Below are 15,254 nucleotides of genomic sequence, written 5' to 3'. Positions count from 1 at the left end.
ATAAATCGTGGGCGCTTAGTTACAGACGCCTAAATCAGTCCAGACTTTCCAGGCATTACCCACGTTAGAGTTTTGCGCTGGGTTTTTGCCACGGTGCCACCAGTTGCTGTGGTATTTGCGACCGTTGTAGGCAACTTCATTACCTGAACGGTAAATCTTGCTGGCAGACCAGGTTTCCAGGCCGCTACAGCCAGTATTGTTGTTGCCATCAGTGACTGCGACTGACTGAGAGACAGTGTGCGTAGCACCCGCATCATCTGTCACTGTCAGTGATACCTGATAGCTGCCGGCATTGGCAAATGCGTACGTGACGTTGACACCACTTGTAGCAAATCCGTCGATATTCCAGTCATAAGCCAGGACTTGACCATCCGGGTCGCGGCTGGCGCTGGCATCAAAGCTACAACCCAGGTCGGTACAGCTTGCTGTGAAGCTGGCAACTGGCAGTTGGTTTTCTTGTGTGCCGCTACAACCGTTAGTAGCAATATAGTCAGACGCGGCTTTGGCCTGTACTAAACCGTGACCATATTCATTGTCACGACCCGCCGAGCCTAAATCGATTGCCGTGGCATTCAGGGCGTTACGGATATCTACGTTAGTACAGCTTGGGTGTTGGCTCCAGACCAGAGCAGCAACACCGGCCACGTGTGGGCTTGCCATAGAGGTACCCGATTTTTCATCGTAATCCAGAATGGCTTCGAGCTGAACTTGCACTGTGGCACCCACAGAGGATTTCAGTGCCGTACCGTCTTCCTGAGACAAAGAAATGACCGGAATGGTCACCCCATGCGCGCCGTCACCCAGCGTCCCGCTGAATGAACCCGCTGCATTGTTGTAGATGATGGCTGCAACACCACCACCGGCTTCACAGTTGGCCGCTTTGTCTTTGAAAGAGGCACCGCCACGTTCAATTAAACAGATGCTGCGCGTCGCGGCACAGGCATTCAGGCCCTGGCCACAGTCGACGAGTTCAGCACTGACGTTACCTTCTGCTGAGTTGGTCATGCCGCCGGCTTTAACAAATACCCCGTTGGCTGTTACGCCAGCCGCAACACCGGTACCACGCGGTACCGTTGACAGGATGTTGGTACCTGGCGCTGCAATTTCTACATAAGCGTTATACTGTGATGTAGCGTTTTTCACGCGGTTTTCGTCAATATTCGCCACTGACATCACGGTTTCGTAACTGGCAGGGTAACTGACTGTGCTGTCCCCCTTGTTACCGGCTGCGGCAATGATAAGTACGCCTTTGTCATACGCAGCTTGCAAACGGTCCTGGAAGTACTGGCTGGGGCTGCCACCACCTAAACTCATATTGATGACTTTTGCGCCATTTTCGACACAGTTATCAACTGCTCGGGCAATCCGAGAGGTTAAACCTTGCTTACCATCGTTATCGAAAACGCGCACGTTGTGTACGCCAATTTTATCATTCGGTAGCACGCCGACGACGCCCTGACCATTTTTCAGTGCGACTATGGTACCGGCAACGTGTGTACCGTGACCTGAGCCATCCTGATCCCAGGTCAGGCCGCCAGGCAAGTCGGTAAAACCTGTGGCGTTTTGGGGCAGATCCGGGTGGCCCAGATCGTAACCAGAGTCAATCACACAGACTTTAAACAAGTCGGCGTTGGTGTCTTGTAACAAAGGTGCCTGTACTTCGGCCAGGCCATACGGTGAGACTTCTGCGCTGGTGGTCGATGAGAAAGGCACATATTCATAATCTTCTTCAATATAGGCGTACTGGCCAGACGCTTTAAGTTGTGCGACCTGCTCTGCAGTCAGCTCCATGGTAACGACTGTGCCTTGCTCATCATCTGACAGTACTTCTGCAGCTGGCTCAGCTGCGAAGTCGTGGGCAATGGCGGCACGGGCAAAGCGACTGGTTTGCGGTGCAAAAATCGCTAAGTCACTTTGCTTAAGAATATATTGCTTGGTTTCCTGTGCGTTGACGGCGGTTGATGATAGTGCAGATAAGGCAATGGCTAACGAGGTAAGTCTAAATGTCTTGTTCATGTTGCTTCCTACTGATTTTTGTTGTTGTTGCTTGTTATGTTTGCTGCATCTAATGCAATGAGGTCTGGATTATTGTCTATTTTGTACCCCATTGAGGATCAAACTACCCCTTGATGTTTCAATTTGCAACCCATTGTTAATGCAAATTACACAAATACGTAAAAATGATGAATAATTCGAAAATTCACTCATGCTGTGGTGCTTTTCTGGGCACCTGGTTTGGCGTAGTATGAAGGGAACGGATCTACAGGAAGTAATAATAACAATGACTTATAGATTAGGCGCGGTCGCTCTTTTATTTCTAATGACCTTTTTTTCACAGCCAGTACTGGCAACGGATTACCGAATTGCAAAAGGGATATCGGTTGGGCAGCAGCACATCAAGCTGACGATCTCGCCGGGTGAACGCACCTTTAGCGGTGAAACCACACTTGTTTATAACTTCTCTCAACCTACTGATTATATTGCTTATCATTCTCTTGGCTTGACACTGAGTCAGATTGAGCTGCGGTATCGCGACAAACGAATTGCGTTACCTGTGGTGGCACCGGATCGCTTTGATATCGTGCGTCATACATTGCCTTTTAAGCTAGAAAGCAGCGCAGAGCTGACGATACGATTCTCCGGTTTGGTTGGCGGTGTAGATAGTGTGCAGGGACTGTATCAGGTGGGTGGCGATGATGGACAACCAACCTTGTTTACGCAGTTTCAGGAGATGGAAGCACGTCGAGTGTTTCCGGGGGTAGATGATCCGGGTATCAAAACCGTGTTCACTCTGAGCTTAGATATCCCGGCTGATATGCAGGCCTTACACAATACACGCCCGGTTAATACACAGCGCCACGGCGACAGGCAGCTGATCCGGTTTGCACCGACGCCGAAAATAAATACCGATGTATTGGCCCTGGCGGTCGGCGTATTTGAGACAATCCCCCTGCGCGATACCGGGGTTGAAACGACGGTGTATATGCGACAAAGTGAACGCCAGCATGTTCCGGCAGAGCTGGGCACACTGATCAATCAGACCATTCGATATTTGTCCGACTATCTGGATGCACCGTTTCCTTATGACAGACTCGATTTCTTTATCGCGCCGATTGGCACACTGGCCGGGATGGAAAATGTCAGTCTGATTGCGCTGAATAGCAATCAGCTGCCTGCGCCGGATGCCAGCCAGGGAGACTTATGTCGCTTTCGCAAGTTGATCGCCCATGAGGTGGCCCATACCTGGTTCGGTCACACTGTGACGATGCAGTGGTACGACGATTACTGGCTTAATGAGTCGTTCAGTGAGTTTTTTGCTGCCAAAGTTGTGAATCATCATTACCCGGATAATGCAGCCTGTACGTATACGCCTCAGGTCAGGGCGTTCGGTGATGACAATCAAAGTGCCCCGGCGCTGAAGCGTCTGGTACAAACCCGCGCTGACAACGAAGGAACAGGCGCGCTTTATTATACCAAGGGGCGTGCGCTGCTGAACATGATACAAAATCATGCCGGTGAGGCACGAATGAAACAGGCAATGCGTAAGTATGTGCGTACGTATCAGGGCGGGCATGCAACAACCGAAGACTTCACGCGTCTGTTTCCTAATTCATTGCGCGTAGACGAGATTGTTCAGAGCTATCTGACTCAGTCAGGTTACCCATTATTGAGCGTCGCTAAACAAGCGGAACAGTTAGTCCTGTCGCAGCGGAGTTTTCAGGGAGAGGCGGGAAAACACTGGACTATTCCAATCGAAGTACACAGTTGGGACGGCGATAAAGTCACGCAGCACAGGTTGGTCCTGTCTGAGCCATCTATGTCTTTAAAGGGGATTAATCCGGCTGCGGCGATCCTGGTTGACCCTGCGGGCGTTGGGTATTTTCGTAGTCATGATCAGTCTGGTAATGCGCTGTTCCCGCTGACTCTGCGCACCATGGCCAACCGGCTGGCGGATATGGATAACCGCGAAGCGTTGACCAAAGCGGGCTTGCTGAGCTATGTCCAGTACATCCACGGGCTGACTCAGTTGCTGCGCGCACAACCTGCTGATAGCCTGGAGGCCAGCAAAGCGCTGGAGGTAATCAGTGATGCTTTTGTGGCGCAGATCCCAGCCAGTTTACAGTCGCAGTTTGCGGACTTTTTACAGCAGCATTTGCCTGCGCACACCACATGGCAGGCACGGCTTGAGCAGGACAGCGGGGGTGACTGGCTGTTGCTCTATGGGGTGTATCTTAAATCGCCCGAAGCGATTCATTTTGCCCGGCAATACATGCAGCGCACACCACTTGCTGAACTTAAGCACCGTGTGAGTGTATTGCGTGTTGTGGCTGCAAACAGCACAGATAAGGAGTACCGGCGCTTGTTGAGGTTGTTTGACACTGAATCCCGGGCGGTGCAGGAAGATTTGCTTAATGCACTCGGATATGTGACAAGTGCAAATCAGGTTACCCTGTTTTATGATTTTCTACTCAGTGATAAAACGCGCAGTTTTGTGATTGACTATCGTTTTCAGTTTCCACTCTTTCAGCCTGCACTTAGAGCGGTAGCTGCTGACTATATACAGCGACACAAAGCACGCATTCAGGCGCGTATTGTGGATGATCAGTTACAGTGGTTTCCTTACAATTTTATCACCGGGTGCTCAGAGCAAGACAGTGCGCTGGTGACACGTTCCTTTACCAGCTGGCTTGATATTCCGGGCCTTGAAGGTAAACGAGATATAGTACAAGCCCACATCAACCGCTGTCACAAGGATACCCGCCGTGCACGTGAGGAACTTGCCCAGCTACAGGCAAACTAGCCAGGGCTGGTTAGCCTTGAAAAAACGGGCCCTTTTGATGGGCCCGTTTTTTTGACTATGGGTCGTTTTGCATCGGCCTATCAGTAATCCTGATATAGCTCGATAATTGGCTGATCTCTATCTGCCTGGCAGGTTGGCAGAGAGAAGACCAAAGCGCGGTCTTGGAGATGAGCGGTTCTGAGTAGGTTGTACGTCACGCTCCCAGCCGGTGTCAGGAGGTCCAGTGTCCAGAACTGACCATTTTCTGTGCGTTTACAGGTATCGCCTTTAATGCGTATCCGAACCAGGGAAGAGATGGTATTGAGCTCTGCGATTTTGCCCGTCAGGAGTCTTGCATCCGGGTCGTGCAGTACTTGATTGCTCCAGCCACTACAAATGGTATCGCTAAAACATGCTTTAACCCTGTATGCGCTCAGCCCGGTCACCTTGCTTGCGTCATAGTGAGTCTGTGCGCCTGACAGAGGAATATTTTGCCAGTTCAGTACCTCGCCATTGGTGCAGCCTTGCGTGCAGTCAGCGACTTCCAGCAAGTAGTGGCTGATCTGTGCAACGTCTGTCCATTGCAGATTGCCATTTTCCACACTCAATGTGAGCCTCAGAGGCTCCGCGTTTGCCACCAGTTCTGAACTTTCCAGGATGCTACAGATAGCCCCATTGGTTTTCTTATCGCAGGCCTGAACAGAGAAAATGTACTCGCCAGCGTCGGTGAACTGATACTGGAAACGCGATTGTTGGGTGCGTGAGTCGAATTCCCCCAGCATGGTTAGCTGTTGCTGACCTGGTGGTTTGACATACAGCGTGTAACTGACATGTTCCTGGAAAAACTCATGGATCTGCCATTGCAGTGTGACCGTTTGGTGTGTAAAGACGCGTTCCGGCAGTGGTTCAAAGGTGACCGTGGGCAGGTGGCTGTCTGTGAGCTGAAAAGCGACTTCAGACAATTGGCCACATTGCCCTGATAAGGTACAAGGCTGCACTTCGACTTTGATGGTACCGCGTCGAAAGTTAGGTCCCCGTTCAAGTGACGTGCCGGTATAATTATCCTGCCACAGGAAACGCTGTTCGGGCTCCCCGGCATACTGACTGGGTTTGGTGATGTAAACATCATAGACCATATCTTGCTGATAAACGGATGGCTTTTTCCACGATAGGGTGACAGATTCTCCATAAACGATATCGCTGGCGGACACCGTTAGATCCTCTACTTTGAGCAAGGCGGCATTGTCACTGACCACGACTGAGGTGGCAGTGCTGCGCTGTTTACTGCACACGGTGCTGTAGTTGGTCAGGCAGGTTTGCAGATAAAAGGTATAGGTGCCTTTTTGCGTCAGACCGGTGCCCGGGGTGTACAGACTGATGGTTTGGCTGCCGGGAGAAGTCATCCACAGTTTGGCAGTGATGGGCTCTTTAAAAAACTCTGGCATTTGCCAGTTGAAAGACACCGACTCGTTCAGATAATACTCGGGCTTTTCACTGGTAAATTGTATTGCGTCAGGCAGGGTGGTGCCATCAAGTGTGTACTGTGTTGTCGTGACTTCACCACAGTTGCCATCGGGCAGGCAAGGATGTACTTCCACACCAATCTGACCACGGCGGTAATTCGGACCTCGTACTACCTGAGTATCAGTGAGGGCACGCTGCCACAAAAACCGCTGATCTGGTTGGCCAGGCTCCGAGCTGGGCTTGGTAATATATACATCATAGGTAAGGGCTTCTGTATAGCCATTGGGCTTGTCCCAGGAGATAGTGACAGAATCACCGTAATTGATGTTGGCTTTATCAACCCTGAGGTTCGCAACTTTGATCGGTTTGACCGTTGCTGTGACAGGGTGACTGAGATAGTCATTACATATTGTGGGTGCCTTCTGATCACAGTACTGAAGATAAAAAGTATACTGGCCCGGGGCATGCAAAGGTGCATTGGCTTGGTATTCTTGCAGCGCAGTGTGTTCTGGCGCTTTGACCCATAATTGAGTGGTCACGGCTTCTTGAAAAAACTCAGGGAACTGCCAGTTAAAGTCAAACCCCTTTCCGGCAAACACGGTATTTTGTTTAACGGTAAACTGTGTCGCTGCAGGCAGCGTGTTACCGCTGAGGGTATAAGACACGGAACGGCTCAAACCGCATTGTTCTGCCAGGCATGGCACGACTTCTACCTTAATGGTGCCACGACGATAATTGGGGCCCCTTGTCAATGTAAGAGACGGGTGGTTATCACGCCACAGGAAGCGGATATCTGCTTCACCTGGGTTCGGACTGGGCTTAGTCACATAGACATCAAATACCAGCCCACTGTTTTCATCGTAGCCTGCCGGGCGTTGCCATGATAGTGCGACATGCTCACCGTAAGTGATATCAGATTTATTGACGGCCAACTGCGCTACCGCGGCTTGGGTGATCACAGGCGTTGCCCGCACGGTCAACGCAGTGAGTGATTTATTGTTACATTCACCATAGGTGTTACACATTTCAAGGTAAAAAGTGCTGCTTCCCACTTCATTGAGCGTATGAGTAAAGCTTTGTACGGTTGTCGCCAGTGGACCTGCTATTTTACGCGTCGTTCCTTGCGAATGTTGGTAGAGCGTATAACTGACCGTGTCTTTGTAATAGGGGTGGAGCGACCAGTTGAAAGTGACTTGTTCTCCCTGACGAATGACAGACTTATTTCGGGTAAATGTGGGTTGTGGTAGCGTGCCGCCTACCGTGAAACTGACTTCACGTAATGGGCCACATTGATTGAGCACGTTGCACGGCACTATACCCACTTTGGTTGCACCCCGACGGTAAATCTCATTACGTGTCAGTTCAGTCGCTCTGAAATTATCATGCCAAAGAAAATGCTCATCTGGCAGCCCGGGTTGTGCGCCTGGCTTAGTGATATAGACATCGTAGTAAGTCGTATCACTGATGTTGCCGGGTTTACGCCAACTGATCTTAACGGAATCACCATAATTCAGTTGCGTCTTGCTGGCAGACAGCCCGGCAACCGCATCTGGTACCGGGGGCGGTGATAGCACTGAGAGGCTGTGTACAGAGGAGTAGCTGCACTGGTTCCAAGAATCACAGGCTTGGATCTGGAAATAATGAGTCCCTGCCAGATTGATCCCTGAGCGGAGGAAATTTGGGGTCGAAACGTCTCGAAATACAAACCAGTTTCCGCCTGGCTTTTTAGTGCGTAAGCGATAATAAAGTGAACCTGAATAGCTGCTCGGCGGTTGCCATTGCAGCATCACACTGCCGCCAGTGTATATTTGTGAGGTGGATAAAGAGAACCCCCGCACTGCACTCGGCCCAGGCGGAGGCGGTTCACTGACCGTGACGGATGCCGACCCTGATGCGCTGCATCCACTGGCATCACACGCCTCGACGTAAAAAGTATGGGTGCCGTTTTTATTGATATAACGGTTAAAGGAGGTGCTGGTGTAACCCCCTCTGAATTTCAGCCAGGTATCACCAGGCTTGAGTACCCATAGATTGAAATACTGTGTGCCGCTGGGACGACTCCAGGACAGTGTTACTGTGTTCCCCCGGTACATACTATATGTACTGAGGCTAAAGCTTGGGCTGCTGATAGCAAACGATTGAAAACTGGTAGCGAGTGTAAGCCACAAGAGTAAGCGTGTTAAAACTTTCATATGCGTGTCTTATTTTTATAGTTCGATCGACCGAGATGAGCCAACTACTTGTAATAAAAGCTCTTGATGGGGATCAATTGGCATGAAAGGCATAGCACAATAAAAGGCAATGGGATAAACCATCTGTTTCTTATTTTTTATAGGGTGCTATGCCTTGGTGAATCAAAAATCTTGATAGAGGTAATTTATTTTCTGGTTTTTTGTCGGGTCACAGGAAGGGTAGCCGATCTTTATCGTTTTGGATGTGTTTGCGGCAGCCAGTAACATAGATACGTTCACCCCTGCTGTGGCGTCTGCGAGTTCAAAATACCAGTAGGTATTGCCGGCATTGGCACTTTGCTTACACTCATCGCCTTTGAGACGGAAGAATACTTTACCGCCACTTGGATAGATACGTTCAACTTGACCGACGCCTTTTGCGGCGAAAGCTGCTGGCGCGAGCGGTAGCAATAAAGATAATGTGAGAATGGAAACGAGCTTCATGATTTGTTTGGTCCTTTTATAAAAACAATATTATTCTGCATGCATTAATTAAATTCAACACTTGATGTAAATATGTTGCTACCTTGTTTTTAGGTGATGCTCTATCGAAGCTTGTAATAATCGCCAAACTCGCTATTCACTATAGTTAGGTCAGCCATTGTATGTATTCACAACAGGGCTTTTAGTGCGAAGAAGATGCCCATACTCGCCAATACAACGAACAGGGTGTTTTTCACCAGCAGGCTTAGCATGATGGTCAGTATTCCCCCCAGCAAAAAAGGATTAGCAAGATCATGCGTATTGAATGTCACTTCGCCAAATACAATGGGTGCCGCCATCGCGGTCAAAATACAGGGGGCGGTATAACTTAAAAACCGTTGGACTCTTAGATCGAGTTTGACGGGTAGCTTTTCCATAAAAAAGGCATAACGCATAAAGAAGGTGATCAGTGCCATTAAAAATATTAGATCGTAGCTCATGGTTTGCCCCCTAGCTGGTTTCTTTGTCTAAACGGTAGCCCACCACCATGCCGAATAGTGCAGACAGCAGCAGGCCGTTAGGCACATCGAATTTGTGAAGCAGCACGGCGCTACAGGCCGATACCAGTACTGCGATGAGCACCGGCGATGATTTAATATTAGGTACTACCATGGCAATAAAGGTAGCAGCAATGGCAAATTCGAGTCCTAGGCTGTCGAGGTCAGGAATACTGGTGCCAGCCACAATGCCAGCCAGTGTGGAGAGATTCCAGATAACATAGAAAGTGGCACCAGAGATCAGCGCATAATCCAACGGGAAATGACCTAGCTCGTTACGCTTATTTTCAGTGACCGCGAACATTTCATCAGTGAGCAAAAAGGCCATCAGAATTTTATGATGTAGCGGCAAACCTAGCGCGTCATGGCGAAAGGTGGCCGAGTACAGCAAATGGCGTGAGCTGATCACCGCGGTACTCCCCAAAGTGGCGGCGATCCCGCCACCGACACCCACCAGAGTCAGGGCAGAAAGTTGCGCTGCACCAGCAAAGACCAGCAAGGACATCAACTGGGACTGTAACGGGCTCAGGCCAACCTGAATGGCCAATGAGCCGCATAAAACTCCCCAAGGGATCACGGCAATAGATAGGGGAAGAATGTCAAAAAATGCGGCCAGTTTAATGGATCTGACTGATGTTGTTTGCGCCGTGTTCATTGTATTTATTTAACCTGTGAGTGGGTTGGCAACCGACGTAGATGACGGCCTCAAATGAACGGCCTGACACCTGTCGAAGGCTGATAGTATTTGTTCTTTTAACGTACGAATGTACCTTGAGCAGAACCTTCGGGCAATAATTCAATCGTCAATATGTAACCAGGTGATTGCCAATATCGAATTGCACTTGCCGACATCACTTGAGCAAAGGGGCTGACAGAGTACACCTGAAAAGCGATGTTAATTGTAAACGCGTGTCTGATTTTAATCCAAATGGGTGTCAACCGACTGACTTGGGAAGCACTAGGGTGTAGCAACAGCCTTGTCCGGCTTCACTGCTACATTCTATGGTGCCCTTGAGTTTTTGCGTCACGATATTAAAGACGATGTGCATACCCAGTCCGGTGCCGCCGCTGCTGCGTCGGGTGGTGTAAAATGGTTCAAAGACTTTATCCCGCGTTTCTTCGCTCATGCCAGCGCCATCATCAGATACTGTCCAGGTGAGCTGCTGCGGTTGGTCGTTCACTGTAATACAGATAGTACCAGGCTGTTTTCCATCATCGAATCCATGTTTAATGGCGTTGTCGACCAGGTTTGTGAGGATCTGGGCGATGGCACCCGGGTAAGTGGACAAGCGAGCCTCTGCTGGAACGTCGGTTTTCACCGTGACCTGGGAATGTTTCCACTTAGGGTGCAAACTGGTTAGCACATCGTTGAGATAATCCGGTAGGTTGATGGTGCTGAGCTCTTCTATGGATTGGTCAACAGCCACCTGTTTAAAGTTTTTCACTAGCTGTGCTGCACGATTTAGGTTTGATTCCAGCAACTGCAGGCTTTCTTTTAGTGTGGCAAGAAACTGCTCCAGGTTGTCTTTGCTGAGTCGTGCGTCAGCCAGTTTTTGCTCGCATTCTGCCAGCGCTTTGCTGGCATAAGAGCCAGCCGTAATGCCAATCCCAAGCGGCGTATTAATTTCATGGGCAACGCCGGAAACCAGACGGCCCAGTCCCGCCATTTTTTCCTGCTGTACCAGTTGTTGCTGCGTGACTTTGAGGTCTTCGTGGGCCGTTTGTAGCTGGTTGAAGGTACTCTCAAGCTGGGCCACTGCGTCGGCGTTTGCCAGAGCAATAGCGGTGTAATTGGCGATCGTACGCAGCATTTGCACATCATTGTCGCTAAAAGCACATGGCTGAAAGCTCTGCACGGTCAGACAGCCAATGGTCCGGGTATCAATAATCAGAGGCAGGTAAACCAGCGACTCACTCTCGGCGCCGCTAACCGGCGCTGCAATGTGGTTAACAAACTGCGTCAGTTCGCTGATCTGATTGACCCTGAGCTCTTTTTGGTGGGTGACGCACCACACAGCAGGGCGCTGGGTGTCGGACAAAGCATATTCAAATTCAGGTAGCTTTTGCCCTTTTTCAATCGCCAGTCGACAGGATATGCGCTGATTCTCGGTGTCCAGGATCCCGACCACAAAGACGTCTGCGCCCATCAACTCATTAACGTGTTTATAGACACGTTCCAGTACCGAGGAGAGATCTAAAGTAGAGGTGATGTCTTTGCCGATGGTGCCCAGCATGGTGATATTTTCAGTGCGGGACTGAACCAGATTATCCAGCACAACTTGTTGCTGTTTGAGTTCTTTTATTCGCCATAAATACGCCCTGTATAACAAAGAGGTGATCAGCAGCAGTAGCCCCAGGCGAAACCACCAGGTTTCATACCAGGTCGGTAACTGAGTAATGGCCAGGCTTATTTGATGCTGACTCCATTGACCTTTGCGGTTGCTCCCTTTAATCCTGAGTTGGTAGTCGCCAGGTGGTAACTGTGAATAGGTGATATGGCGTTTGCTGGCGTCCACCTGGATCCAGTTGTCGTCATAACCTATGAGCTGATAGGCATAGCGATTGCTGTGTGGTGCCGTATAGTCCAGTGCCGCAAACTCGACTGAAAAGCTGCGGGTATTGGGTTGCAGGGTCAGTTGGTTGGTGTTGGTTACGGGGTGATTATTGACCGCCAGTTCACTGATCACCAGGGGGGGATGATACTCCCAGGAAGTCCAAAGTTCAGGACGTAACAAGAGGATCCCTTTCGTTCCGCCGAACAGCAAAGTGCCATTACGCAGCTTAGTATAAGAGCCGGTCCACATGGTTCCGGTATCCCAGTCATCGGCGACGCTTAAGTCTGCATAACTGCGATTTACGGGATCTATCCAGCCATAACCGTTCCACAGACGCCCCTGATCATCTTCCAGCAGATTGCCCGCTGTACCGGTTGGTCTGCCAACTAATTGATCCAAAGATTCGAACTGGGCGTGCTGACCGTCAAAGTGGACCAGTTTGTCGAGCCCATGTGGCGTGGCAACCAGCAGGTGCCCTTGACTATCAATCAGCAGACTATTGATATAGTTGTCTGACAAGGTCTCCGTAGTACCGGTCTGGGCACTGATCTCCGTGACACTGTGCGCGGCTAAATCGAGTACAAACAGGCCATTGCGGGTCCCTACCCACAGATAATTTGGGGCCGCGTAGGTCATGCTCAGCACTGATTTTCCTGATAAAATGGTGTAATCACTGAAGTGATTTAAGGTTTGGATCTGGCGCGTATTAATATCCATGAGAGCCAGCCCTTCGCCAGTACCGACCCAGAGTTGGCCACCTGGGGTTTCCTGCAAGGTGACAACCTGATAGCCGGGCAGGCCATCAGCTTTACTGAAGCGTGTGAAATGCTGAGTATCAGGATCAAAATGGTACAACCCGGTGTTTGCCGAGCCGACCCAGATATGACCATCAAAGGTTTGGCGGATCGTTCGGGCGTAGCCATCGTCCAGTTTGGTTGGATCCGATGGATCGGGACGGTGGCCGGCTACCACGCCGATCTGCGGATCTATGATGTCGATCCCCGTTTGAGCGTTGCCAACCCATATCAAGCCGTTACTGAGTTCGGCAAAACTGCGCACATCGACATGACTTAGCGAATGAGGGTAGGTGAGCCGTCGGACAAAGGTTCTGAACGCGCCATTGTGCGGGTTGTGGCGATTGAGTCCATTGCCCCAGGTGCCTGCCCAGATAAGTCCGGACGCGTCAACGAGCAGGGCACCCATAGAGTCAAGGTTAATACTGTAGGGATTCAGGGGATCATGACGAATATGGCGCTTTACCGCGCCAGTTGTGGCATCCACTACGGTGATACCGCCGCCGGACGTGCTTAACCAGATCTCCTGATCATTAGGCTGTGCAATGCCGTTGACCCAGTGATAACTGAGGCTGGAGGGATCATCCGGGCGATGCGTGATCCGCTTGATCTCGTCAGCGCCGGGTACGAAAAACGCCGCGCCATGATCTGTGGTGCCAATCCAGATGGATCGATCAGTCGCCTGAAACAACCGAAATACATTTTGATGATTAAAGGCTGACAGGGTTGTGCCAGCCAGTGGTTGCTGCCAGTCCACATTCTGAGTTGCCCGTAAAGCAGGCAAGGTGATACGGCATAAACCACTTTTGCTGCCCAGCCACAAGGTATCTGTGTCTGTTAGCAAGACTGAGCGGAGCCTGGGTTGTTGCAGTGGTATATCACAGCCCTCAACACGTAGCCGTGTTACCTGGCCTGTTTGTGTCTTGATATGCGCCAGCCCGTTGTCTGTGGCAACATACAGATTACCCCGATTGTCGCCTGTCAGTGAACGCACTGTGTTGTGAGGCAAGCCACCTGTTGCTGAGCGGTGATGTGCAAAGCGGCTGAACTGGCCACTTTTGGGATCATAGACAGACACGCCATCAGAGAAGGTACCGACCCAGATCCGTCCGTCCTGGGCGGTCCATAACGTACGTACAAAATTGCCAGACAGGCTTGTCTGGTCTTGCGGATCATGTTGAAAAGGCACAAACCGGTAGCCATCATGACGGATCAAGCCAAACTGGGTACCGATCCAGATAAATCCATCCCGGTCCTGAGCCAGCGCGGTGACCACGCCTTTGGGGATTTGCTCATTGTCACCTATGGTCTGAAAAATCAGTTCGCCGGTGTCGAAAAACGGTGTGTTTATCCAGGTTGTGTGCGTCTGCTCTATATTCGCCTGAGAGACTGGAACGGTGGCCCAACTCTGACTGGAGATCAGGTAAGTACATGACAATAAAGTAATCAGAATTGCATGCCATACACGCCTTAATGTTGTCACTGCCAACCCTCCGGTATCAGTGCGTTGAGGTGATACCAATACATCCATAACCAGTATAGATGACCTGCCATGACTGGAGAGTGGTTATTCTGGTTTAGTCTGCTTAATGGCTTCAAGGTAACGACTTTCCACAAAATTTTTCTCTTTACTCAGGTGCTTCAGTTTTTGCCGGGTTTGTTCAAGCTCGGCTTTCAGGGCGGCTACTTCTGCACTGCTGCCGTCCCCTTCGTGCTCTACGGAGAGTTGATCTATCAACTGATTCTGCTCTTCAATTTGGCGTTTGTACTGGTTGAGCAATGTCTGAGTTTGCTGATCGCTCATGGTATTGGCAGAGGTACTGGCCTTGTTTTGTTTCAGTTGTTCCAGTTCCTCCTGCAATTGCGTATTGGCCTGGCGCAAGGTATCGGTAGACTGGAACTGATGCTCCAGTTTGGAGCTGACGTGCTGGAGTTTTTTGTCACTGTTGTCTAGCTCGCCTTTGAGGCGTTTAATGAGTTTATGAGAGCGGATCAGCTTTTTATTTAACTCATTGATGGAGCCTTGCTCTTCTTTGGTGATGTGATCAGCGGTGGATGCGCGGATCTGTGACAATTGATTTTCCAGCGTCATTTGCACCTGCAAAAGTTCAGAGATGGTCTGGCTATGTTGCTGAGAAAACTGGCTGGCACGGGCCACGGCCTCACGGCACTGTGCAAGTAGTTCATCGTTGGCGGGTGCCCCCTGTTTGTGGCTCAAAAAAGTCCCGGCAAAATGACGAAACTCTCTTAAAATCAACAACAAAATATAGAACCAGGCCGCCAGGATCAAAAGCCCCACATTCAGTGCTACGTACTGGTAAACTTCGAGAGGAACCATGAGCTGAGATACGCCGCTTTTGTTTATCAATAAGATAAGTTTAGTTTTCGTTCAAAATTCTGCCTATACTGAAGAAGAATAATTGCGTTAGGGTAAAGAGTGAAAGTCCTGA

General features: G+C 50.2%; 8 protein-coding genes. 1 reads left to right on the top strand and 7 read right to left on the bottom strand.

Translation table 11 applies throughout. The features are described from left to right. Positions 1 to 15: 15 nt before the first annotated feature. Positions 16 to 2,016: a S8 family serine peptidase gene (locus tag IY568_RS16050; protein WP_194868083.1), complete on the bottom strand. Its 2,001-nt coding sequence runs from the start codon at positions 2,014 to 2,016 to the stop codon at positions 16 to 18. A gap of 265 nt (positions 2,017 to 2,281) precedes the next feature. Between IY568_RS16050 and IY568_RS16045 the strand changes: the two genes are divergently transcribed. Next, positions 2,282 to 4,801 (top strand): M1 family aminopeptidase, encoded by a 2,520-nt coding sequence (locus tag IY568_RS16045; protein WP_194868082.1) that lies wholly within the window; start codon positions 2,282 to 2,284, stop codon positions 4,799 to 4,801. A gap of 80 nt (positions 4,802 to 4,881) precedes the next feature. Here IY568_RS16045 and IY568_RS16040 read toward each other — a convergent pair whose 3' ends face one another. The 6 genes from IY568_RS16040 to IY568_RS16015 form a co-directional block, all read right to left on the bottom strand. Further along, positions 4,882 to 8,436: a chitinase N-terminal domain-containing protein gene (locus tag IY568_RS16040; protein WP_194868081.1), complete on the bottom strand. Its 3,555-nt coding sequence runs from the start codon at positions 8,434 to 8,436 to the stop codon at positions 4,882 to 4,884. 162 nt (positions 8,437 to 8,598) lie between these two features. Continuing rightward, positions 8,599 to 8,919 (bottom strand): hypothetical protein, encoded by a 321-nt coding sequence (locus IY568_RS16035; protein WP_138538083.1) that lies wholly within the window; start codon positions 8,917 to 8,919, stop codon positions 8,599 to 8,601. Between the two features lie 167 nt (positions 8,920 to 9,086). After that, a complete protein-coding gene (locus tag IY568_RS16030; protein ID WP_138538082.1) occupies positions 9,087 to 9,398 on the bottom strand; it encodes an AzlD domain-containing protein in 312 nt (103 codons plus the stop codon). Positions 9,399 to 9,408: 10 nt separating this feature from the next. Then, positions 9,409 to 10,110 carry an AzlC family ABC transporter permease gene (locus tag IY568_RS16025; protein ID WP_194868080.1) on the bottom strand — a complete coding sequence of 234 codons (702 nt, stop codon included), beginning with the start codon at positions 10,108 to 10,110 and terminating at the stop codon, positions 9,409 to 9,411. Positions 10,111 to 10,390: 280 nt separating this feature from the next. After that, positions 10,391 to 14,287, bottom strand: a complete 3,897-nt coding sequence (locus tag IY568_RS16020; protein ID WP_194868079.1) for a two-component regulator propeller domain-containing protein — start codon at positions 14,285 to 14,287, stop codon at positions 10,391 to 10,393. Between the two features lie 84 nt (positions 14,288 to 14,371). Next, the gene (locus IY568_RS16015; RefSeq protein ID WP_194868078.1) at positions 14,372 to 15,142 is read right to left on the bottom strand and encodes a chromosome partitioning protein ParA; all 771 of its coding nucleotides are present in this window, start codon (positions 15,140 to 15,142) and stop codon (positions 14,372 to 14,374) included. Between the last annotated feature and the right edge of the window lie 112 nt (positions 15,143 to 15,254).

The organism is Pseudoalteromonas sp. PPB1, from assembly GCF_015356275.1.
GTDB lineage: Bacteria > Pseudomonadota > Gammaproteobacteria > Enterobacterales > Alteromonadaceae > Pseudoalteromonas > Pseudoalteromonas rubra_D.
Note: the sequence above shows the minus strand (reverse complement) of the source record. Positions and strands in the feature narration are given on the sequence as shown.

Bases quoted from the DNA above. Each gene is read 5' to 3' on its own strand.
- IY568_RS16050 (WP_194868083.1), bottom strand. From the start codon at position 2,016: ATGAACAAGACATTTAGACTTACCTCGTTAGCCATTGCCTTATCTGCA.
- IY568_RS16045 (WP_194868082.1), top strand. From the start codon at position 2,282: ATGACTTATAGATTAGGCGCGGTCGCTCTTTTATTTCTAATGACCTTT.
- IY568_RS16040 (WP_194868081.1), bottom strand. From the start codon at position 8,436: ATGAAAGTTTTAACACGCTTACTCTTGTGGCTTACACTCGCTACCAGT.
- IY568_RS16035 (WP_138538083.1), bottom strand. From the start codon at position 8,919: ATGAAGCTCGTTTCCATTCTCACATTATCTTTATTGCTACCGCTCGCG.
- IY568_RS16030 (WP_138538082.1), bottom strand. From the start codon at position 9,398: ATGAGCTACGATCTAATATTTTTAATGGCACTGATCACCTTCTTTATG.
- IY568_RS16025 (WP_194868080.1), bottom strand. From the start codon at position 10,110: ATGAACACGGCGCAAACAACATCAGTCAGATCCATTAAACTGGCCGCA.
- IY568_RS16015 (WP_194868078.1), bottom strand. From the start codon at position 15,142: ATGGTTCCTCTCGAAGTTTACCAGTACGTAGCACTGAATGTGGGGCTT.